The 19,455-nt window shown below is 71.7% G+C and carries 23 protein-coding genes; 5 read left to right on the forward strand and 18 right to left on the reverse strand.

Translation table 11 applies throughout. The features are described 5' to 3' along the window. Positions 1–21: 21 nt before the first annotated feature. The 10 genes from D2K64_RS16115 to D2K64_RS16160 all read right to left on the reverse strand — a co-directional run bounded on the left by D2K64_RS16115 (position 22) and on the right by D2K64_RS16160 (position 8,705). On the reverse strand, positions 22–1,260 hold the full coding sequence (locus D2K64_RS16115; protein ID WP_120009409.1) for a metal-dependent hydrolase family protein: 1,239 nt from the start codon (positions 1,258–1,260) through the stop codon (positions 22–24). A gap of 19 nt (positions 1,261–1,279) precedes the next feature. Then, positions 1,280–1,774: a GAF domain-containing protein gene (locus tag D2K64_RS16120; RefSeq protein WP_202910703.1), complete on the reverse strand. Its 495-nt coding sequence runs from the start codon at positions 1,772–1,774 to the stop codon at positions 1,280–1,282. Then, complete coding sequence (locus D2K64_RS16125; RefSeq protein WP_120009410.1) at positions 1,771–2,670, reverse strand: branched-chain amino acid ABC transporter permease; 900 nt, start codon at positions 2,668–2,670, stop codon at positions 1,771–1,773. Before D2K64_RS16125 ends, D2K64_RS16120 begins: the two co-directional genes overlap by 4 nt. A gap of 4 nt (positions 2,671–2,674) precedes the next feature. Next, positions 2,675–3,553, reverse strand: coding sequence for a branched-chain amino acid ABC transporter permease (locus D2K64_RS16130; protein ID WP_120009411.1), 879 nt, complete (start codon positions 3,551–3,553; stop codon positions 2,675–2,677). Beyond that, positions 3,553–4,752, reverse strand: a complete 1,200-nt coding sequence (locus D2K64_RS16135) for an ABC transporter substrate-binding protein (protein WP_120009412.1) — start codon at positions 4,750–4,752, stop codon at positions 3,553–3,555. Before D2K64_RS16135 ends, D2K64_RS16130 begins: the two co-directional genes overlap by 1 nt. Then, a complete protein-coding gene (locus D2K64_RS16140) occupies positions 4,749–5,528 on the reverse strand; it encodes an ABC transporter ATP-binding protein (RefSeq protein WP_202910704.1) in 780 nt (259 codons plus the stop codon). The genes D2K64_RS16135 and D2K64_RS16140 overlap by 4 nt, the downstream gene beginning before the upstream one ends. After that, complete coding sequence (locus tag D2K64_RS16145) at positions 5,525–6,319, reverse strand: ABC transporter ATP-binding protein (protein WP_120009413.1); 795 nt, start codon at positions 6,317–6,319, stop codon at positions 5,525–5,527. The genes D2K64_RS16140 and D2K64_RS16145 overlap by 4 nt, the downstream gene beginning before the upstream one ends. Continuing rightward, positions 6,316–6,945, reverse strand: a complete 630-nt coding sequence (locus D2K64_RS16150) for a TetR/AcrR family transcriptional regulator (protein WP_120009414.1) — start codon at positions 6,943–6,945, stop codon at positions 6,316–6,318. Before D2K64_RS16150 ends, D2K64_RS16145 begins: the two co-directional genes overlap by 4 nt. 339 nt (positions 6,946–7,284) lie before the next feature. Then, the gene (locus tag D2K64_RS16155) at positions 7,285–7,956 is read right to left on the reverse strand and encodes a TIGR04282 family arsenosugar biosynthesis glycosyltransferase (RefSeq protein ID WP_120009415.1); all 672 of its coding nucleotides are present in this window, start codon (positions 7,954–7,956) and stop codon (positions 7,285–7,287) included. Next, complete coding sequence (locus D2K64_RS16160; protein ID WP_120009447.1) at positions 7,953–8,705, reverse strand: TIGR04283 family arsenosugar biosynthesis glycosyltransferase; 753 nt, start codon at positions 8,703–8,705, stop codon at positions 7,953–7,955. The genes D2K64_RS16155 and D2K64_RS16160 overlap by 4 nt, the downstream gene beginning before the upstream one ends. Here D2K64_RS16160 and D2K64_RS16165 point away from each other — a divergent pair. After that, the gene (locus D2K64_RS16165) at positions 8,704–9,861 is read left to right on the forward strand and encodes an NAD(P)/FAD-dependent oxidoreductase (RefSeq protein WP_157985890.1); all 1,158 of its coding nucleotides are present in this window, start codon (positions 8,704–8,706) and stop codon (positions 9,859–9,861) included. The two genes, D2K64_RS16160 and D2K64_RS16165, sit on opposite strands and share 2 nt — an antisense overlap. Here the strand turns inward: D2K64_RS16165 and D2K64_RS16170 are convergent. Further along, positions 9,848–10,276 carry a hypothetical protein gene (locus D2K64_RS16170; RefSeq protein ID WP_120009417.1) on the reverse strand — a complete coding sequence of 143 codons (429 nt, stop codon included), beginning with the start codon at positions 10,274–10,276 and terminating at the stop codon, positions 9,848–9,850. The genes D2K64_RS16165 and D2K64_RS16170 overlap by 14 nt on opposite strands. A gap of 180 nt (positions 10,277–10,456) precedes the next feature. On the opposite strand from D2K64_RS16170, the gene D2K64_RS16175 reads away from it, so the two are divergent. Continuing rightward, on the forward strand, positions 10,457–11,152 hold the full coding sequence (locus D2K64_RS16175; protein ID WP_120009418.1) for a TVP38/TMEM64 family protein: 696 nt from the start codon (positions 10,457–10,459) through the stop codon (positions 11,150–11,152). Beyond that, complete coding sequence (locus D2K64_RS16180; RefSeq protein ID WP_120009419.1) at positions 11,145–12,560, forward strand: dihydrolipoyl dehydrogenase family protein; 1,416 nt, start codon at positions 11,145–11,147, stop codon at positions 12,558–12,560. The genes D2K64_RS16175 and D2K64_RS16180 overlap by 8 nt, the downstream gene beginning before the upstream one ends. Here D2K64_RS16180 and D2K64_RS25125 read toward each other — a convergent pair. Genes D2K64_RS25125 through D2K64_RS16205 form a run of 6 tightly spaced genes read right to left on the reverse strand, consistent with a single transcriptional unit; the run spans position 12,557 to position 16,689 of the window. Further along, entirely contained in the window at positions 12,557–13,111 is a 555-nt protein-coding gene (locus D2K64_RS25125) for a metallophosphoesterase family protein (protein WP_202910705.1), read from the reverse strand. The genes D2K64_RS16180 and D2K64_RS25125 overlap by 4 nt on opposite strands. Before the next feature lie 30 nt (positions 13,112–13,141). Then, positions 13,142–13,420 (reverse strand): hypothetical protein, encoded by a 279-nt coding sequence (locus D2K64_RS25130; RefSeq protein WP_202910706.1) that lies wholly within the window; start codon positions 13,418–13,420, stop codon positions 13,142–13,144. Next, the gene (locus tag D2K64_RS16190; protein WP_120009420.1) at positions 13,417–14,088 is read right to left on the reverse strand and encodes a phosphonate ABC transporter ATP-binding protein; all 672 of its coding nucleotides are present in this window, start codon (positions 14,086–14,088) and stop codon (positions 13,417–13,419) included. The genes D2K64_RS25130 and D2K64_RS16190 overlap by 4 nt, the downstream gene beginning before the upstream one ends. Further along, positions 14,085–14,831, reverse strand: coding sequence for a phosphonate ABC transporter, permease protein PhnE (gene phnE / locus D2K64_RS16195; protein WP_120009421.1), 747 nt, complete (start codon positions 14,829–14,831; stop codon positions 14,085–14,087). The genes D2K64_RS16190 and phnE overlap by 4 nt, the downstream gene beginning before the upstream one ends. Next, the gene (locus tag D2K64_RS16200) at positions 14,831–15,703 is read right to left on the reverse strand and encodes a phosphate/phosphite/phosphonate ABC transporter substrate-binding protein (protein WP_120009422.1); all 873 of its coding nucleotides are present in this window, start codon (positions 15,701–15,703) and stop codon (positions 14,831–14,833) included. Before D2K64_RS16200 ends, phnE begins: the two co-directional genes overlap by 1 nt. 26 nt (positions 15,704–15,729) lie before the next feature. Continuing rightward, on the reverse strand, positions 15,730–16,689 hold the full coding sequence (locus D2K64_RS16205) for a radical SAM protein (protein WP_202910707.1): 960 nt from the start codon (positions 16,687–16,689) through the stop codon (positions 15,730–15,732). A gap of 337 nt (positions 16,690–17,026) precedes the next feature. On the opposite strand from D2K64_RS16205, the gene D2K64_RS16210 reads away from it, so the two are divergent. Further along, a complete protein-coding gene (locus D2K64_RS16210) occupies positions 17,027–17,668 on the forward strand; it encodes a bifunctional 4-hydroxy-2-oxoglutarate aldolase/2-dehydro-3-deoxy-phosphogluconate aldolase (protein ID WP_120009423.1) in 642 nt (213 codons plus the stop codon). Next, positions 17,665–18,597: a sugar kinase gene (locus tag D2K64_RS16215; RefSeq protein WP_120009424.1), complete on the forward strand. Its 933-nt coding sequence runs from the start codon at positions 17,665–17,667 to the stop codon at positions 18,595–18,597. The genes D2K64_RS16210 and D2K64_RS16215 overlap by 4 nt, the downstream gene beginning before the upstream one ends. A gap of 87 nt (positions 18,598–18,684) precedes the next feature. Here the strand turns inward: D2K64_RS16215 and D2K64_RS16220 are convergent, their stop codons facing one another. After that, positions 18,685–18,900 (reverse strand): hypothetical protein, encoded by a 216-nt coding sequence (locus tag D2K64_RS16220; RefSeq protein ID WP_120009425.1) that lies wholly within the window; start codon positions 18,898–18,900, stop codon positions 18,685–18,687. Positions 18,901–19,455: the final 555 nt, after the last annotated feature.

Consider the following 19,455-nt stretch of genomic DNA (forward strand, 5'->3'; position numbering starts at 1 on the left):
CCTTCCTGCAGGTGTTGCGGCTCAGGCCGCCAGCGTGTTCTTGATGAAGCGCCCAGCCTTCATGATGGCCGGCATGTGGCGGCCCTGGCCGGTCAGCAGCGACAGGTCGGCGAGCGGATCGCCCTGCACCACGATCAGGTCGGCATGGGCGCCGGGGGCCACGACGCCGAGGCGGCCTTCCGCGCCCAGCACGCGCGCGGCGTTGACCGTGGCGGAGCGGATGACCTCGATGGCCGGCAGGACCTGGCCGCGCAGGATGAACTCGTCGGATTGGTGGCGGTGCATCTCGCCCAGCAGATCGGAGCCATAGGCCATCATCACCCCGGCCTCGTGCAGGATGCGCAGCGCCGCCAGGCCCTGTTCGCGCACATCCTCGATCTTGGCGATGGAGGCCGGCGGCAGGCCGAGAGCGGCGCCTTCCTTGGCGAGGTAGTCGAAGGTGACGTTGGTGGGCACCACATAGGCGCCCTTCTCGCGCACCAGCCGCGCCGTTTCCGGCGTGATGAGGTTGCCGTGCTCGACCGAGATCACGCCACATTCCACGGCGCGGCGGATGGCCTCGTCCGTGTAGAGATGGGCGGCGACATAGGTCTGCGCGTTGCGCGCTTCTTCCACCGCCGCGCGAACCTCGTCATCGGAGAAGCCGAGAAAGGCGATCGGGTCCGTAGGCGAGGAGACGCCGCCATTCGCCATGATCTTGATGAATTGCGCGCCGCCCTTGATCTCCTCGCGCGCCACGCGGCGCACATTGTCCACGCCATCCACCACGCGGCCCATGGCGCCGGCCTTGTCGCCGTAATGCTCCACGTCGCGGTGGTGGTAGCGGCCGCGGTAATCGGTGTGCCCGCCGGTCTGCGACAGGGCCTTGCCGCAGATCACCAGCCGCGGCGCCTCGATCAGCCCTTCCTCGATCGCCATTACCAGCCCGTGGTCGGCGCCGCCGAGGTCGCGCACGGTGGTGAAGCCGCGCAGCAGCATCTCCCGCATGATCTTCGCCGCGCGCAGCGCCACCAGCGTGTTCGGCAACTCCGCATTGGCGCCGAGGTCGGCCATGGTGGCGATCACGTGCACATGGCAGTCTATCAGCCCGGGCATCAGGGTGCGGCCGCCAAGATCCACCACCTCCGCGCCGGCGGCGCTGATCGGGCGGTCCGACACTTCGCGGATGGTGCCGTTCTCGACCAGCAGGTGGTGATCGGGCAGCGCCGCCTCGGCGCGGCCGTCGAGGATGCTGGCGTTCCGGAACAGGATGGCGGTCATGATGCGCTCCGCGACGGGATCAGGCGCGCTTGTGCAGCAGCGCGGGGATGAGGAAGGGCGTGAAGGCGCGGGCCAGTTCTACCTGGGCTTCGCTGGTGTAGGCGCCCTCGCGGTCCAGGAGGTTCAGCGTGCCGAGCACCTCGCCACCGAGCTGCGCCGTGACGTTGATCACCGCGCCGAGGCCGAGGCTCTCGATCAGCGCATGGTCGGGAAACGCCCAGCGGATCGCCGCCACGTCACGGCCCAGGAAGGTCTGCTTCCGGTCCAGCACCAGCGCGTCCCAGGGCGTCGGCCCCATGCGCTTGCGGCCCTGCACCGGATAGGCCACGGGATCGGAGGAATACACCCGCTCCACCTCCTCCCCGCCGGCGCAGCGCACCAGCACGGTGAACAGGCGGTGGCCGATCAGGGCGGCGGTGGCCTGCTCCACCGCGCGGAAGGCGGCCTCGGGCGAGGCGTCGCGGGCGATGGCGTCGGTGACGGAGAGCAGGGCGGGAAGCAGGGGATCGCTCATCGGCTGGGTGCCTTCTGGGAACGTTCGGGAAGCAGGCCATCGGGCCGCAGGCTGAGCACCACCACGAGGCCGAGGCCCACCAGCATCTCGCGCAGGGAAGCGCGCTGCAGGGCCGACAGCTCGGGCAGCCATTCGGCGGCGAAGCGGGTGGCTTCCAGAAAGCCGACCAGCAGGTAGGCGCCGACCACCGCGCCGGCCGGGCGCGCATTGCCGCCCGCGGTGACGGCCAGGAAGATGTAGATGGTGATCAAAGGCTGGAACTGGTCCGGGGCGACGTAGCTGGTGTAGTGGCCATACAGCGCCCCGGCGAGGCCGGCGATGGCGGCGGCCAGGGCGAAGGCCTGGGCCTTGAAGCGCACCACGTTCTTGCCGGCGACCGCGGCCACCGTCTCGTCCTCCCGCACGGAGCGCAGGGCGCGGCCCCAGGGCGAGCGCAGCAGCCGCCGCTGCAGCAGGTAGACCGCCGCCACCGCCAGCAGCGCCAGCGCCAGCGTGCCCAGATGGAAGGCCATGCCGCTTTCGCGCCGCAGGAAGCCCGGGATGCCCGAGATGCCGTCGGTGCCGCCGGTGAGCCAGACCTCGTTGGAGGCGACCAGCCGCACCACCTCGGCGAAGCCCAGCGTCACGATGGCCAGGTAATCGTCGCGCAGCCGCAGCGTGGAGAAGCACACCACCAGCCCCGCGACCCCCGCCGCGGCCATCGCCGCCAGCGGCCCCAGCAGCACCGGCGCGTGCCCCCAGGCCACCAGCATCGCCGAGGCGTAGGCGCCCACCGCGAAGAAGCCAGCCAGTCCCAGATTGACCAGCCCGGCCAGGCCCCAGGACAGCATCAGGCTCTGCGCCAGCAGCGCGTAGACCGAGCCCACCACCAGGGCAAAGAGAAGATAGGTCAGCATGCGCTCACGCCGCCCGGCTGCCGAGCAGCCCCGCCGGCCGCACCGTCAGCACGGCCAGGATCACCACGAAGCCCACCGCCATGCGGTAGGACGGGGACAGGGCCAGCACCGTGAACTCCTCGGCGATGCCGATCACGAAGGCGCCGGCCACCGCGCCGGGGATGCTGCCGAGGCCGCCCAGCACGGCGGCGGCGAACACCGACAGCAGCACCCGGCCGCCGAGCAGCGGGTCGATCGCGGTGTCCAGCCCGATCAGCGTGCCGCCGACGCCGCACAGCCCGGCCCCCGCCGCCACGGTGATCAGCGCGATGCGGCGCGGGTTGACGCCCTTCAGCCGCGCCAGGTCGGGGTTGTCCGCCACCGCGCGCATGGAGCGGCCGAGCGGCGTCAGCGCCAGGAAGGCCCACAACGCCGCCATCACCGCGATGGCCACCAGGAAATTGTTGATCTGCTGCGGGCCGATGCGCACTGGGCCCAGCAGCATGTCGCGCGCCAGCGGCAGGTCGAAGGCCTGCAGGTCGTTGCCGAAGGCGAAGCGCAGCGCGTTCTCCAGCACCATGGCCATGGCCAGCGATCCGATCGCCTTCATCAGCGCGCCGCCGCGGCCGAGGCGCTCCAGCGCTGCCGCTTCCAGCAGCACGCCGACCAGCGCGGCCACCAGGAAGGCCGCGGCGACGCCGGCGCCGACCGGCAGGCCGAGCCGTGCATTCACCACCCAGGCGGCATAGGCGCCGGCGGTGGCCAGCGCGCCGACGGCGAAATTCGGGAACCGCAGCACCGCGAAGATGGCGCTGAAGCCGAGCGCCGGCAGCGCCAGCAGCGATCCCGACACCACCCCGTTGAGCAGCGCCTGCAGCCATCCCTGCAGCACGTCCTCCGGCATCAGGCGATCTTCAGCAGGGTGATCTTGCCGCCCTGGACCTGCTCGTAGCGGAAGCGCGCATCGGTGATGTCGCCGATCTCGGTGAAATCGCACGGGCCGGAAGCGCCGTCGTAATCCACCTTGCCGCCGGCGGCGAGCATGCGCAGACCCTCGGCCGCGTTGTTGACCGGCTGGCCGCCGCCCTGCGCCACCTTGCGCAGATGGTCCCTGACGATGGCCCCGGTGGCGCCGCCGCCTGCCGCCATCGCCAATGCGATCAGGTTCAGGTGGTCGTACACCTGGCAGGCATAGGTGTCCGGCGCATCAACGCCCAGCAGCTTCGCGACCCGGCCATAGCCGCCCGATCCCTCGGCGGCGGACGGGGAAAGGGTGTAGATGCCTTCGCTCACATCGGCCGGCAGCGCTTCCACCAGCTGGCGGTTCACGGCATAGGCGAAGCCGAGCAGCTTGCCGCGGTAATTCGCGCGATACAGGTCGCGGATCAGCACCGCCGTGTCGGTGGTGTAGCCGCCCATGACGATGGCATCGGGCCGGCCGCGCAGCACCTGGTCGACCTCGGTGCGGAAGGTGGTCTTCTTGTCGTCGTAGATCAGCGAGGTGGTCTTGCCGCCGGCCGCCGTCACCACCTTGGTCAGCTCGGCGAACTGGGCGTCGGTGAAAGGGGTCTGCGGCGACATGAAGGCCACGGTTTTGGCGCCCACCTCCAGCGCGAATTCGCCGAATTTGCGCCCCTGCAGCGAGGTGTTGGGCTGGGTGCGGATGATGAAGCCGTTATGCGGCAGCCGCGTGATGGAATCCGCGCCGGACACCGTTGCCAGCAGCACTCCGGCTTGCCAGCATACCGGCGCCACCGCGGTGGTGACCGAGGAGGCCCAGGTGCCGATGATGGCCGAGACCCCGTCGATATCGATCAGCTTGCGCGCGGCGCGCAGCCCCGCTTCCGGGTTGGTCTGGTCGTCCTCGGAGATGATGCTGAGCGGCCGGCCCAGCACGCCGCCGGCCTGGTTGATCTCGGCGGCCGCCTTTTTCACCACCTCGGCCATGCCGGGCCCGTAGGACCCCCCCGAGCCGGTCAGCGGTGTCAGCGTGCCGAGCTTGATGGGGCCGTCCTGCTGGGCGCGGACGAGGCCCGGCAGCGCCAGGACGCCGGCGGCGAGAACCGTGCCGCCAAGGAGATGCCGGCGCGAAACATCGGTCATGGGAAGCCTCCGGGCTGCTGAAACGGAACCGGCGCCGCGGCGGGCGCCGGATGGGTGCGGCCGCCCAGGAACAGGCGGCGGATATCCGGGTCGTCGGCCACCGCGGCGGCCGGGCCATCGAGGTGGTTGCGGCCATCCACCAGCACATAGGCGCGGTCGGACACGGCCAGGGATTCGAGGGCGTTCTGCTCCACCATCAGCACCGCGATGCCGGCATCGGCGATGCCGCGCACCAGGGCGAACAGCTCGCTGGCGGCACGCGGGCTGAGGCCGGCGGTGGGCTCGTCCAGCAGCAGGGCGCGGGGCCGCGCCATCAGCGCCATGGCCACGGCCAGCACCTGGCGCTGCCCGCCCGACAGGCTGCGGGCCGCGGCGCGGCGCTTCTCGACCAGCATGGGAAAGCGCGCATAGGCCTCGGCGGCGCGGGCGCGCATGGCGCCGCGCTCGAACAGGCAGCCCATCTCCAGGTTCTCGGCGACGCTCAGCGCGCCGAAGATGTTGCGCTCCTGCGGCACGAAGCCGAGGCCGGCCCGCGCGATGGCCTGCGGCGAGCGGCCGGCCACATCCTCGCCGCCGAGCCGCACCCGGCCGGCGGAAGGCCGCAGCAGCCCGGCCACCAGCTTCAGCGCGGTGGACTTGCCGGCACCGTTCGGCCCGATCACCGACACCAGCTCCCCCGCAGCGGCCGACAGGGCGACACCCTTCACCACCTGCTCGGCCGAGGCATAGCCGCCGACGATTCCTTCCGCCTGCAGCAGCGGCGCCGCGCCGGTCACGCGCGCCCACCGAGATAAGCGTCCTGCACGGCACGATCGGCGCGCGCCTCGTCGAAGCCGCCTTCCATCAGCGTGCGGCCCTGCGCCATCACCACCACGCGCTGGCAGATGCGCTCGATCAGCGCCATGTCGTGCTCCACGATCAGCACGGTGAGGCCGTCCTCCGCCAGGCGCAGCAGGTGGTCGCCGATCTCCTCGGCCAGCGTCGGGTTGACGCCCGCCGCCGGCTCGTCGAACAGGATCATGCGCGGTTCCGTCATCAGGGCGCGGCCGATTTCCAGCAGCTTCTTCTGGCCGCCGGACAGGGCCGTAACTGGATGGTCGAGCAGCGGCGACAGGCGCAACCGCGCCGCCACGGCCAGCGCGCGCTCCGCCAACTCCGCCTCCCTGCGGCGCGCGGCGGCGGAGCCGAACAGCGTCGCGATCAGCGCCTCGCCGGGCTGGCGCGCGCCGTAGACCATCAGGTGTTCGAACACCGAGAGCCGGGGAAAGCCGCGGGCGATCTGGAAGGTGCGCACCAGCCCTTGCCGGGCGATGCGGTGCGGCCGCTCGCCATCGATGCGCCGCCCCAGGAAGCGCACGCTGCCGGCATCCGGCCGCAGCAATCCGGACAACACGTTGAACATGGTTGTCTTGCCGGCGCCGTTGGGACCGATCAATCCCGTGACGATGCCGGGGCGGACCTGGAAGCCCGCGCCATCGAGCGCCTTCAGCCCTCCGAAGGACAGCCGGATGTTCTCCGCCACCAGCGGCGGTTCCGCGCCCGGCAGGGATGCCGCGGCGGTTCTCATGCCACGCCCGCATCGCCGGCACGAGCCCCGGTTGCGCGGAATTCGCGCCGCAGCTGCTGCTTCCAGAAATCGAGCAGCGCGGCGAAGTAATCCGGATCGTCCTTCACTGTGGTCTGCGCGATCATGCCGCGCATCAGGCACATGGTGGCGTTCATCAGAACCAGCGCGTGCGCGGTGTCGACGCCGGCCTGCTTCGCCAGCTCGGCCCATACCGCGTTGAGCCCGGCGTGGAATTCCTTGACCACGACCAGGATGCTGCGACGGAACTCGGGATTGTGGCGGGCTTCCGGCAGGTACTCCATGGTGACGTAGAACAACCGGTCGGTCATCATGCGCCACAGGTGATCGACGATCTCGTCCGCCGAGCCGCCGGATCGCCGGATCTCCCCGGCCATCTGGTGCAGAGCCGCAGTGCAGCCTCGCAACTGGCGTGCGATCGCCGCGACGATGATCTCCTCCTTGGAAGCGAAATGATGCGTCAGCGCGCCGCGCGACATGCCGGCGTGCTCAGCGATCTCCGGCGTTGACATGCGATAGAAGCCACGGTCGTGCAGCAAGTCGATGGTGGCATCGAGCAGCCGCGCCGTGGTGTCCGCGCTTCGCTCGTGCTGGGATCTCCGCACCATGGGCTCCGTCGCGGTTGTTGCAACGAAGCGTGCGCTGCCGACAAGAATACAGTCAAGCCTGTTTGTTTCAGTTTCGTGTGGATGAGGCGGAACAGCCATGGCCGTCTCAACGCGACGTTGAAGTGGAAGCACGGCAGTCCGGTATGCGTTGGAATGCCTGGTCCGGCCCGATCCATCGCCGGGCTGCGCCCGATCAACGTGCGTGGAGGCGATCTCTGTAGTCAGCATTGGAACACGACGCCGACGTGCGATGCCGCGATCATGCGCGATCCGGATGCGATGCGGGAACGACGGCGCGCCGCGGTTGTTGCGGCGCCGGCTGCACGCGCGTTCCGCTGCCTAGCCGGGCAACCGGACTTCCTCCAGCCAGGCTGCCAGGCGCTGTTGTTCCGGTGATGGTTCCGCGAGGCCGCGCAGGGCATCGCGCAGAGGCGGAAGATCGTCGGCCGTGTCGATGTCCCGCCGCGTCGGCAACAGCGACAGGCCGCCACGATTCCGCAGGGCGTATCGCAGCGCGTCGGCGGTGCCGCTGGTGGAGTAGGGCACCGCAGCCCAGGTTTCGGCCGGCACCGGCGCGCGTCCGCCGAACAGCCAGAAGCCGCCATCCTCTGCGGGACCCAGCGTATAGGGGCAGTCCGGATCATCCAGCCGCGCAACGGCCTGCCGGATCAGGGCGGGCGTCAGCGCCGGCATGTCGGCGCCCACCAGCAGGACCCGGTCATGCCGCTTCATCAAGGATGCGTAGATCCGGTCGAGCCGCTGGCCGAGTCCGCCTTCACCCTGCCAGAGCGCCGGGAAGCCGCGCCAGATCCCGGCGTCGCAGCCGGCTTCCTCGGCCACCGCCCAGTAGCCCTGCACCACGTCGTCCGCGCCCCGGGCCGCCGCCGCGACCGCCGCCGCCGCCAGGACGTGGAAGCGGCTGGCGGCCGCGTTCCCCATTCCGGCGGCCAGCCGCGTCTTCAGCGGCGAGAGACCCGGCGTCTTGACGAAGATGGCGATCGCCGCGGTCATGTCGGGGTTTTCCGTTTCAGGCGCCACCAGGCACCGAGCGCCTGCCGGGCGGTCAGCCGCCAATGCAGCCAGGTCGTGCGGAGCCAGCCATGCCTGGCGTATTTGCGGGCGCTGGTGGTCAGGGTCGCGTTGATCTCCCGCAGCGGCAGCCCGGCGCCACGGGCGGCCCAGACCAGCAGGTGGTCCTCGCCATAAGGCGCGGTCTCGTCGAAGCCGCCCAGCCTGTGGAACCACAGGGCCGGCAGCACGAAGCCCTGGTCGCCGAAGGGCAACCCGAGCCGGCGTGATCGCCAGTTCGCGCCGCGCGCATTCCAACGCGCCAGCGCCGGCCCATCCTGGCCAAAGGCCAGGCTGAACCATCCCAGCACCGGTTGGGATCCGCTCATCACGGCCTGCAGGGCGCCCAGGGCGGCCGCGTCCAGCCGGGTGTCGGCATGCAGGAACCAGAGCCATTCGCCACGCGCCGTCGCCGCGCCGGCGTTCATCTGGCGTGCCCGCCCCGCCGGCGTGGACAAAAGGCGCAGGGGCAGGGCGGCGGGCCATGCCTTGGGCAACTCCATCGTTTCGCCGCCGGCCTGCACCAGCAGCACCTCGCTCGCGGCTGGCAGGGCGCAGAGCTGGCCAAGCAGCCCGGGCGCTTCGGTTTCCCCCTGCGCCAGCGGGATGATCACGCTCAGGCGCGGCCTTTCTCCTGGCGGCGTGGTGCCGCCGGCCGTATGGCTGCCATCCGTCCACAGATCCCGGATCATGAGCCAGCCCGCCGCATCATGCCGCCCGCAGGGCCGCCACCTGGTTCTGCTGGGGGCCGGGCACGCCCATCTCCACCTGCTGCGCCATGCCGCACGCTTCCGCCGGGCCGGCCACGCCGTGACCCTCGTGGCGCCCGGGCCGTTCTGGTATTCCGGCCTCGCCACCGGCATGCTCGGCGGCCGGCACGACGCGGCAGCCGACCAGATCGACGTGGCGGCGCTGGCCGCCCAGGGCGGTGTCCGCTTCGTCCGGGACAGCGCCACGGGCCTCAACCGCGCGGCGCGGCTGGTGCGGCTGGCCGCTGGTGCGCCGCTGGCCTACGACGCCCTGTCCGTGGCGCTGGGCAGCAGCGTGGCTCCCTTGCCCGACACCGCGCCCGAGGCACTGCCGATGATCACCGGCGCCAAGCCGATCGCCGGGCTGTGGGCGCTGCGCGAGGCGCTGGAGCGCGGCTTCCGTGCCGGCACCGGACCGGCGCGGATCGTGGTGGCCGGTGGCGGCGTCACCGGCTGCGAACTGGCGGCCAATCTGGCGGCCCTGGTCCGCCGGCAGGGCGCCGCCGCCTCGGTGTCGCTGGTGTGCCCGCCCGGGGAATTGCTGCGGAGCCTGCGGCCTTCGGCCGCGGCCGGCGTCATCCGGGCGCTGCAGGATCAGGATATCATGCTGCGGCAGGATGGGCCGGTGCGGGCCGTGCGGCCCGGCCTGCTGCACCTTCCGGAAGGCCGGCAGCTGCCATTCGACCTTCTGGTGAACGCCAGCGGCCTGGTGCCTCCCGCTGTTCTGCGCGGCTTCGGTCTGCCCCTGGATGCCGGGGGCGCCCTGCTGGTCGACCGGCAGCTGCGCAGCCTTGGCGATCCGCGGGTGCATGGCGCCGGGGACTGCGTCGCGATCGCCGGCCACCCGCTGCCCCGCGCCGGGGTGCAGGCGGTGCGGCAGGCGCCGGTCCTGCTGCACAACCTGCTGGCGGCGTTGGGAACCGGGGCGCCACGAGCCTTCCGGCCGCGACCCGGCGCGCTGTGGATCATGAACCTCGGCGATGGCACCGGATTGGCGAATTACGGCGCGCTGCATTGGCGCGGCCGCCCGGCCCTGCTGCTGAAGGACTGGATCGACCAGCGTTTCATGCGGCGGCACCGCAGCGTCATCCGCGGGTGAGCGTTGTCCGGCGACGGATCAGCAGCGGGGCGATGAGCCCGACGCCGAGCCCCCAAAAGCCGTTGATCAGCACCGGGCGCAGCAGCGACAGGCCGGACAGGTTGACGGGCCGGCCCTTCAACGGCCCGACCACCAGCACCCCCACCACCGTGGCCAGCAGGCCGAGCCCGATGCCCCACAGCCAGAGCCGGCCGCGCAGCCGCGGCATCGCCGCGCCGAACAGCACGCCGTACAGCCCGCCCCAGAAGGCGAGGTTCAGGATCTGCGGGATGCCGAGGGGGGGAACCGCGGCGGTCGGGTAGGGCGCCACCGGCATCATCCCCAGCAGGTAAAGCAACCCCCACATGGCCTGGTGGAAGGTCAGAACAGACATGGCCGCCGCCACGAAGCCGAGCACCGCGCGCTGCACCAGCATTGCTTTCCAACCTTGTCGATTCCCGGCGAGTCTAGGCATCCCCGGCGGAAGCTGGAAAGCGACAATAAATCGCCGCGGCGATGCGCCGCAGCTGAAGCAAGCCGGAGCAATATCGCGTATGAAAGGCAGCGAACCCGGAGCCCGCGCGAACATGGCCTGCGACGCTGGAGTCGGACCGGCATGAGGTGGCAGCGCTTGTGGCCGGTCCTGCTCGTCATCCTGGCACTGGCGGCGGCTTATGGCCTCGGTCTGCAGCGCACCCTGTCCTTCGCCTATCTGGGCGAGCAGCGGCAGTTCCTGCAGGCGCTGGTGGCGGCCCGGCCGGCGGCGGCGGCGCTGGGCTATGGCCTGCTCTACGCCTTGGCCGTCGCGCTGTCGCTGCCGGGCGCCACCGTGCTGACCATGGCCGGCGGGCTGCTGTTCGGCACGCTGGCGGGGGCCGCGGTCGCGGTGCTGGGCGCCACGCTGGGTGCGGTGCTGCTGTTCCTGGCCGCCCGCCACGCGGTGGGCGACTGGCTGGCGGCGCGCGCCGGACCGATGATGAACCGCATCCGCCCGGGGCTGGAGCGGGATGGCTTCAGCTACCTTCTGGCGCTGCGGCTGCTGCCACTGTTTCCCTTCTGGCTGGTCAACCTGGCGCCGGCGCTGGTGCGCATGCGGCTCGGCACCTTCGCCCTGGCCACGCTGATCGGCATCATTCCCGGCACGCTGGTGTTCGCCTCGGTCGGCGCCGGCATCGGCAGCGTGCTGGACGAGGGGCGGCAGCCCGACCTGTCGATCATTCTGCGGCCCGCCGTGCTGTTGCCGCTGATCGGCCTGGCGCTGCTCGCCCTGTTACCCGTGGCCTGGCGCCGCTGGAAGGCTTCGCATGGCTGAGTTCGACCTCGCGGTGATCGGCGCCGGCTCGGCCGGTCTGTCGGTCACCTATGCCGCGGCGCGGCTCGGCCGGAAGGTGGTGCTGATCGAGCGCGACCGCATGGGCGGTGATTGCCTGAATGTCGGCTGCGTGCCGAGCAAGGCCCTGCTGAGCGCGGCCCATGCGGCGCGCTCGGCCCGCGGCGCGGCGCGCTACGGCGTACGCGTGGCCGAGCCGGAGATCGACTGGGCCGGTGTCCGCGCCCATGTGCGCCGCGCCATCGACACCATCGCGCCCGTGGATTCCGCCGAGCGCTACAGCGGCCTCGGCGCCACCGTGCTACGCGCCGAGGCGCGCTTCGTCGAGCCCGGGACGCTGATGGCGGAGGGCCGCCGCCTGACCGCGCGCCGCATCGTGGTCGCCGCCGGCAGCCGCGCCGCGGTGCCGCCCATCCCCGGCCTCGCCGCGCTGCCCTTCCTGACCAACGACACGCTGTTCGACTTGGCGGAGCGGCCGGACCACCTGCTGATCCTCGGCGGTGGCGCCATCGGGCTGGAGATGGCGCAGGCGCATGCCGCGCTGGGCTGCCGCGTCACCGTGGTGGAGCAGGGCCGCATCGCTGCGCAGGAGGATGCCGAGCTGGCCGACGGGCTGCGCGACGTGCTGCAGGCCGAGGGCGTCGCCCTGCTGGAGAACACCCGCGTCACCGCCGCCGAGCCGGGCCCGGTTTTGGTGCTGGAGGATGGCCGGCGGATCGCCGGCAGCCACCTGCTGGTCGCCACCGGCCGGCGCGCCAACCTGGAGGATCTGGGGCTCGACGCCGCCGGCATCCGCGCCACGGCGCAGGGCATCGCCACCGATCGCGGCCTGTGCAGCCTGACGCAGCGCCATGTCTTCGCCGCCGGCGACATCGCCGACCCGGACGGCATCGGCCCGCGCCGGCTGACCCATGTCGCCGGCTACCATGCCGGCATCATCATCCGGCGCGCCTTGTTCCGCCTGCCGGCGCGGCTCGACTACGCAGCCCTGCCGCGCGTCACCTATACCGACCCGGAGCTGGCGCAGGTCGGCCTGACGGAGGCCGAGGCGGCCGGAACGGGCCGGCCGCACCGGGTGCTGCGCTTTCCCATGGCGGAGAACGACCGCGCGATCGCCGAGGGGCGCACCGAAGGCCTGGTGAAGCTGGTGGTGACGCCGGGGGGCAAGCTGCTCGGTGCCGGCATCCTGGCGCCGCATGCGGGGGAGATGATCGGGCTCTGGACCCAGGCGATCGGCCGTGGCGTGCCGCTCTCGGCGGTGGCCGGCATGATCCTGCCCTATCCGACCCGCGCCGAGGCCGGCAAGCGGGTCGCCGGCGCCTTCTATTCCGAGCGCCTGTTCGGCCCCTGGAGCCGGCGCCTGGCCGGCCTGCTCGGCGCCTTGCCCTAGCCGGCGGCGGGCCAGAGCAGACTGGTCTCGGAGCGGGGCCGGCCAGCCAGTGCCCGCTCGGCCGGCGGCAGCACGTCGCGCGAGGGCCACAGGCCGCTGGCCAGGGCCAGCCGGTAATCCGGCGGCAGTCCGGCCTGCCGCATTGCGGCCATGGCGCCGATGTGGTCGTAGCGCAGCGCCCGGTGCTCCACCCGCAGCCCATCCGGGTCCGGCCGGAGCAGCGAGAACCAGCCGCGCGGCGTGCCATCATCGGCGGGCATGCCGATGGCGCCGGGGTTGTGCCAGAGCGCGGCACCGAGCCGGCGGGTGAACGGCAGCCCGCAATGGCCGGCCACGATGCCGTCGCAGCCGGTGGCGGTCAGCTCGTCCCGCAGCGTCTGCTCCGCGGCGGAGGCGAACAGGAAGCGGCTGGTGCTGTTCGCGCCGCCATGCAGCACCGCCAGCCGCCTTCCGGCGATTTCCAGCACCCGTCGCGAGGGCAAGGCCGCCATCCAGGCGCGCTGTTCCGGCGTCACCTGCCGCGCCGCATGCGCGTACCAGGCGCGGGACAACAGGTCGCAGGCGGTGCCGCCCTCGAAGCCTCAGCCGCAATCCGTGTTATCGGCGGCCAGGCTTTCCTCGCAATTGCCGGCGATCACCGCGATGCCGCTCGCCATCACCAGATCCAGCGTCGCCGCGGCGTCCGCGCAATACGCGGCCACGTCCCCTGTGCAGAAGATATGGGCAGGGGGGATGCCCAGGCGCCGTGCCTCGGCCAGTACCGCCCGCGTGGCCTGCAGGTTGGAATAGGGCCCGCCGAAGCAGAGCACCGGCCCATCCGCCCGCAGCACGGGCGCGGCGTCGAACTGGTCGCGGATCATGGTGGGTGGAGCCTTCCCTCGTGCAGCCGCAGGCGGCGGTCGGCGAAGCGCTGTGCCAGGGCGGGCTGGTGCAGGCAGAGCAGCACGGCCAGGCCCTCGTGCCGCGCCAGATCCCGGATCAACGCCAGCACTGCCTCCGCATTGCCGGGATCCAGGCTGGCCACCGGCTCATCCGCCAGCAGCACCGGGGCGCGCTGCGCCAGGGCGCGGGCGATGGCGACGCGCTGCCGCTGTCCGCCCGACAGGCGGTCGGCGCGCCGCGCGCCCAGGCCTGCCAGCCCGACGCGCTCCAGGCAGTCATCGGCCAGGGCGCGTTCCGCCGCCGGCCACAGCCGCAGCGTGGCGCGCAGAAAGCCGACCCGCCCGAGCGTGCCCACCAGAACATTGCCGCGGGCCGAGAGCCGGTTGGCCAGGGCGTGCTGCTGGAACACCAGGGCCGGGCGGGCGGCGGCGGAAACCTGCCCGCTATGCGGCAGCAGCCCGGCGACGGCACGCAGCAGCGTGGTCTTGCCGGCGCCGGACTCGCCCTCGATCGCCAGCACCTCGCCGGGCGCCACCGCAAGGGAGACGCCGCGTAGCACCGCCTGGCCACCACGCCGAACCTCCAGCCCGTCGACAACGAGGCCGCCGGCGCCGATGCGCGCGGCAGGAGGCGCGACGAGGTTCACAGCAGCGCCCGGCGCAGCGCGGCCGAGAGCCGGTCGGCGGTCAGCACCAGCGCCGTGATGATCAGCAGGATCGCCAGCACGCGGGCGAAGTCCAGCAGGTCCACCGCGTTCTTCAGCTCCTGGCCCAGCCCGCCAGCGCCCACCAACCCCAGCACGGTGGAGGCACGGATGTTGAACTCCCAGACATACAACAGCGCCGAGGCGGTTTGCGGCAGGGTTTCCGGCAGCAGCACCACGGTTGCCGCCTGGGCACGGGACGCGCCGGCGGACAACGCCGCCTCGACCGGGGCGAGGTCGGCGGCCTCCAGCGCCTCCGACCACAGCTTGGCGACCGAGCCGGCCGAATGCAGCGCGATGCCCAGCATGCCGGCGAACGGGCCGAGCCCGACGGCGGCCACGAAGATCAGCGCGAACACGAAGCCGTCCACCCCGCGCAGCAGGTCCAGCAGCGCCCGTGCCGGCTGGTACAGCCAGGGCAGGGGAGCCACCGGTCGGGCCGCCAGAATCGCCAGCGGCAGCGCCAGCAGCGCCGCCGCCGTGGTGCCCAGCGTGGCGATGCCCACCGTCTCCGCGGCGCGGCGGGCGAGGTCGGCCGGGCCGGAGAAATCCGGCGGAAAGCCGCCCGCCAGCCAGCCGGCAAGGCGGGGCAGACCGGTCCAGAGCCGCCCGGGATCGGGCGCCACCACCCAGATGCTGAGCGCGTACAGCGCCGCCAGCGCGGCGAGGATCGCGAGCCGCCGCATCAGGCGCCGTTCAGCCGCCCCAGGGCCCGGCCGGCGGCCTCGATGATGGCGTAGCTGTCGGGCGCGGCGCGCTGCCAGCCGGTGTAGTTGGCGGGCATCGCGGCCTTGGCGGCGTCCGCGTCGATGCCGAGGGCGGCGGCCAGCAGCGCCTGCTTCACCTCCGGGTCGAGGTCCCGCCGCACCGCCAGGGCGTCGTTGGGCAGCGGATCGGAGGTCCACACCACCTTCACCTGCTCCTGCCGAACGCGCCCGGCCGCGACCATGGCCGCCAGGTTGCGGTCGTAATCGGTGGCGAGGTCCACCTGCCCATTGGCCACGGCGATGACGTTGGCCGCGTGGGACGCGCCGTCGCGATACCGGAAGTGGCGGCGCGGATCGATGCCGCGGGTCTTGAACCAGTGGTGCGGGATCAGCCAGCCGCTGGTCGAGCCGGCATCGGCGAAGGAGATCGACAGGCCCTGCGCATCCTCGGGGAAGCGGGCGATGCGCAGTTCCGGCCGGCCGATGATGATGGCGTGGTAGGTCGGCTTGCCCTGGTATTCCACCACCGCCAGCGCTTCCGCCCCCGCCCGGTCGCGGGCCAGAACATAGCCCCAGGGCCCCATCCAGGCGCAATCCACCTGCCCATTGGCCAGCGCCACCGCGATGCCCGCCCAGTCGGTGGTCACCGTCAGGTCCAGCGGCCGGCCCACCGCGGCGGCCAGCCGCGCGAAGAAGGGTTCATAGGCGCGGCGGGTGTCGCCGGCCGTCGGCTGGAACGGCCCTACGGCGCAGCGCAGCGGCGCGCCCTGGGCCAGGGATCGGCTCAGCAGCCCCGGCAGCGGCAGCAGCGACGGTGCTGCCAGCAGGATGGCGCGTCGGGTGATCGGCATGGCGGTTCTCACTGGAGGAAGACGCGTCAGCGGCTGCAGGCGGCGCCGCCCAGCACGCAGAACCGCGCGCAATGCGGGTGGTTCAGGGCAACGGGGCGGCTGGCCTCGGCCAGGGTGGCGCCCAGCTCGAAGCGCGGGTCGTAGGCCAGCAGGGTGCAGGCCAGCACCGCCGGCCTTGCCGCCCCCTTGCGCTTCACCACCATGCGCGACGAACTGCACATCACGCTGTCGGGCGACTTGCCCAGGATGCCCCAGCAGGCGGTAGTGATCTCCGGCACGTCGGCCTCCGGGTCCATTTCCGGGAACAGCACCAGCGCTGCCGGGTCGGCCGCGTCGACCGGCAGGGCCTCGGCCTTGAACAGCCGGGCGAAGCCGGCACGCAGCGCCGCCTCGGGCTCGTGCCCGAAGGCCGCCCGGCCGGCGACGCCGATGCGGAACCCGTCGAGCGCCAGCCAGCGCAGCCCGTCCAGGCTCTTGCCGAAGGTGCCGGCGCCGCGTTCCAGGTCATGCAGCGCGGCGCCGTAATGGTCGAGGCTGACGCGCAGCGTGAGCTGTCCGGGATGGGCCGCGTTGATCGCCGACAGCGCCGCCGCATGGCGCTGCATCGGCCGCATGGCGTTGGTCAGCACCAGCGCGCGCAGGCCGCGGGCCAGCACCGCCTCCAGCATCGCCAGCATGTCCGGATTCATGAAGGGCTCGCCGCCGGTGAAGCCGATCTCCTCGACCGGCAACCGGTCGGCGGCGATCTCGTCCAGATAGGCGATCACCTCGGCTGCCGAGATGTAGGCCAGGGCGTCATTGCGCGGGCTGCTCTCGATGTAGCAATGCGCGCAGGTCAGGTTGCACAGCGTGCCGGTGTTGATCCACAGCGTGCGCAGCGCCGAGAGCGCGACATGGGCGCGCGGCTCTCCCCGGGCAGTGCGATCGGGATCGCGGAACTTGCTGGCGGGCAGCGGCGGCGCGGAGACGAGGGGCGAGACGGTCACGCGGTGGGCTCCGTTGTGCTGCCACGATCACCGCCTTCTCGATCCGCCGCAAGCGCCCGGCAGGGAGGCGGGTGTCGGTGGGCCGGATCCGGCATTGCGCTGGATATGGCGGCGCCGGCAAACCCACCACCCCCCCCGCCAGGCCCGGCCGTGGTTGAGTGGCGAGGTTGCGTCCTCTCCTGGGACAGCCGGCACGGCCCGCCTGCCGTTCCGGCGCAGCCCATGCGCGGAAGGACCGGCTTGCTCTGTCGGCAAGCCGGACAACTCGGGTTATCCTCCGGGACGAGGAGCCGGAGCCGCGCTGGCCTTCGGGCCCCCAGGAAGGAGACGACCCGCCATGCCGAACACCACCATCGAGGCCGCCCTGGCCCGCTGCGTCGAGGCGCGCGCCATTCCGGTGATCCGCACCGGCACCGCCCGCGCCGCCGAAACGGTGGTCGGCTGGCTGAAGGAGGCCGGCCTCACCATCTTCGAGATCACCATGACCGTGCCGGACGCGCCGGCCCTGATCCGCAGCCTGGCTTCCGATCCGGAACTGTTGGTCGGAGCCGGCACCGTGCCCGACCGCGCGGCGGGTGAGGCCTGCCTGCAGGCCGGGGCGCGCTTCCTGGTGACGCCCTGGGTGGCGCCTGAACTGGCCGAGCCCTGCCGCGAGGCGGGTGCCGCGCTGATGCTGGGCGCGATCACGCCCACCGAGGTGCGCGCCGCCCGCGCCGCCGGAGCCGATGTGGTGAAGGTCTTCCCGGCTTCCTCCGTCGGCGGCCCCGGCCACGTCAAGGCGCTGCGCAGCGTGTTTCCGGGCGTGAGGTTCTGCCCCACCGGCGGCGTCGACCCGTCCAACATGCAGGACTACCTCGATGCCGGCGCCGCCTTTGTCGGCATGGGCGGGGCGCTGGTGGACGAGAAGCGGATCAATGCCGGCGACAAGGCGGCGATCCAGGCGGTGGCGCACCGGCTGCTCGGGCGCGCCGTGGCATGAGCCTCGACCTGCTGTGCATGGGCGAGCCGATGCTGGAGCTGAACCGCCGCCACGAGACGGCGGAAGGCGAACCGCTCTATCTGGAAGGCTTCGGCGGCGACACCTCCAACGCCGCCATTGCCGCGGCGCGGCAGGGCGCGCGCAGCGGCTACATCACCGCGCTCGGGCAGGATGGGCCGGGCGAGCAGTTCATGGCGCTGTGGCGGCGCGAGGGTGTGGATGCGACCCACATCCATCGCGACAAGGCCGCCAGGACGGGCCTCTATTTGGTGACCCACGGCCCGGAAGGGCACGAATTCCAGTTCTACCGCGCAGGCTCCGCCGCCAGCCGCTACACGCCGGACCTGCTGCCGCGCGACGCCCTTCGCGCGGCCCGGATGTTCTATGCCTCGGGCATCAGCCTGGCGATTTCCACTAGCGCCGCGGATGCGGTGTTCGAGGCGATCCGTACGGCGCGGGAGGCCGGCGTCACCGTGGCGTTCGACACCAATTACCGTGCCAGCCTGTGGCCGGTGCCACGGGCAGCCGCCATGATCATGGCGGCGGTGGCCCAGACCGATATCGCGCTGCCCGGGCTCGATGACACACGCACCCTGATCGGGCTCGAGGATCCTGACGCCATTCTGGATCACTACCTGCGGCTGGGGCCGAAGATCGTGGTGTTGAAGATGGGGAGCGAGGGCACCTACCTGGCCACGGCGGAAGGCCGGGTGCGGATTCCGCCCTTTCCCTGCAAGCCGGTGGATGCAACCGGGGCCGGCGATACCTTCTGCGGCAGCTTCCTCGCGCGGATCCTGGCCGGTGATGCGCCGGAGGTGGCGGCGCGCTACGCCGCCTGCGCCGCTGCGCTGTCCACAGAAGGGTACGGCGCGGTGGCACCGATCCCATCCGCGAGCCGTGTGCGCGCGGCGTTGCAGCAGGCCGGCTGAGTTCCGGCCGGAAGGCCTCGGGCAGAGGGTTCCGGCCAGGACATTCCGGGCAGGAGCGGGCGCCGGGGCATCGCGGCGCCGTTCTGTTCAGCCATCAACGAGGAGCTGGGCCTCGTCATCGAGGCAGGTCCACTCATCCAGCGAATGGCGCATCCGCAGCACCGCTTCGTCCAGGGTTTCAGCGCTCCAGTCCGCCACGTCGCGGAACCAAGCGCCGTCCCGGAAAGCGCGGGCGCGATACCAGCCATCCGCGATAAAGGTCTTGATGGTGAATGGCCCGTGGATGAATTCTGCCGACCTCATGTCAGCCCCCTAATGCATGATGGTCGAAGTATCGCCATCAGATCTTGCCACATGGTAAAGTCGGACAAACAAATTGCGGCCGGCCCATGGCTCCGCTGGACCGGATCGTTCCTCTGACCTAGCTGACGGAGTCATGGCTTTCGCGGCACCGGACGGGGCATGGCACGATAACAGGCGTCCGGCTGAACCGCCGAGCCCTTCCGGCCACCGGGCAGCAGGGCCGTCGGATGGCCGGCGCGCGGCTGTTCCGGCGTGGCCGTCACGATCCCGCTGAAGCAGGACACCGTCGTGCAACCGTGGAGCAGGAAGCATTGGACACGGCCAAGCTCACCAGAATAAATAGTTCACGGAAGCAGACTGGGCGGAAGGGATGATGCTCCTGAATAGGTTCGACTGCGGCCCCGCCTGCCCAGACGATTCATGGTCAACCGGCCCATTTTTGATTGCTGCCGGAGTCGAGGAGCATCACGGGATTGGACGCTGTAGTTCGTGAATTTCATTCCTGCAATGAAAGCACTTCACGACGGTTCTCAAAATTAGATCCTTCTACTCCGC

Source organism: Teichococcus vastitatis (assembly GCF_003604215.1).
Taxonomy (GTDB): Bacteria; Pseudomonadota; Alphaproteobacteria; order Acetobacterales; family Acetobacteraceae; genus Pseudoroseomonas; species Pseudoroseomonas vastitatis.

Bases quoted from the DNA above. Each gene is read 5' to 3' on its own strand.
- D2K64_RS16115 (WP_120009409.1), bottom strand. From the start codon at position 1,260: ATGACCGCCATCCTGTTCCGGAACGCCAGCATCCTCGACGGCCGCGCC.
- D2K64_RS16120 (WP_202910703.1), bottom strand. From the start codon at position 1,774: ATGAGCGATCCCCTGCTTCCCGCCCTGCTCTCCGTCACCGACGCCATC.
- D2K64_RS16125 (WP_120009410.1), bottom strand. From the start codon at position 2,670: ATGCTGACCTATCTTCTCTTTGCCCTGGTGGTGGGCTCGGTCTACGCG.
- D2K64_RS16130 (WP_120009411.1), bottom strand. From the start codon at position 3,553: ATGCCGGAGGACGTGCTGCAGGGATGGCTGCAGGCGCTGCTCAACGGG.
- D2K64_RS16135 (WP_120009412.1), bottom strand. From the start codon at position 4,752: ATGACCGATGTTTCGCGCCGGCATCTCCTTGGCGGCACGGTTCTCGCC.
- D2K64_RS16145 (WP_120009413.1), bottom strand. From the start codon at position 6,319: ATGAGAACCGCCGCGGCATCCCTGCCGGGCGCGGAACCGCCGCTGGTG.
- D2K64_RS16150 (WP_120009414.1), bottom strand. From the start codon at position 6,945: ATGGTGCGGAGATCCCAGCACGAGCGAAGCGCGGACACCACGGCGCGG.
- D2K64_RS16155 (WP_120009415.1), bottom strand. From the start codon at position 7,956: ATGACCGCGGCGATCGCCATCTTCGTCAAGACGCCGGGTCTCTCGCCG.
- D2K64_RS16165 (WP_157985890.1), top strand. From the start codon at position 8,704: ATGAGCCAGCCCGCCGCATCATGCCGCCCGCAGGGCCGCCACCTGGTT.
- D2K64_RS16160 (WP_120009447.1), bottom strand. From the start codon at position 8,705: ATGATCCGGGATCTGTGGACGGATGGCAGCCATACGGCCGGCGGCACC.
- D2K64_RS16170 (WP_120009417.1), bottom strand. From the start codon at position 10,276: ATGCTGGTGCAGCGCGCGGTGCTCGGCTTCGTGGCGGCGGCCATGTCT.
- D2K64_RS16175 (WP_120009418.1), top strand. From the start codon at position 10,457: ATGAGGTGGCAGCGCTTGTGGCCGGTCCTGCTCGTCATCCTGGCACTG.
- D2K64_RS16180 (WP_120009419.1), top strand. From the start codon at position 11,145: ATGGCTGAGTTCGACCTCGCGGTGATCGGCGCCGGCTCGGCCGGTCTG.
- D2K64_RS25130 (WP_202910706.1), bottom strand. From the start codon at position 13,420: ATGATCCGCGACCAGTTCGACGCCGCGCCCGTGCTGCGGGCGGATGGG.
- phnE (WP_120009421.1), bottom strand. From the start codon at position 14,831: ATGCGGCGGCTCGCGATCCTCGCCGCGCTGGCGGCGCTGTACGCGCTC.
- D2K64_RS16200 (WP_120009422.1), bottom strand. From the start codon at position 15,703: ATGCCGATCACCCGACGCGCCATCCTGCTGGCAGCACCGTCGCTGCTG.
- D2K64_RS16210 (WP_120009423.1), top strand. From the start codon at position 17,027: ATGCCGAACACCACCATCGAGGCCGCCCTGGCCCGCTGCGTCGAGGCG.
- D2K64_RS16215 (WP_120009424.1), top strand. From the start codon at position 17,665: ATGAGCCTCGACCTGCTGTGCATGGGCGAGCCGATGCTGGAGCTGAAC.
- D2K64_RS16220 (WP_120009425.1), bottom strand. From the start codon at position 18,900: ATGAGGTCGGCAGAATTCATCCACGGGCCATTCACCATCAAGACCTTT.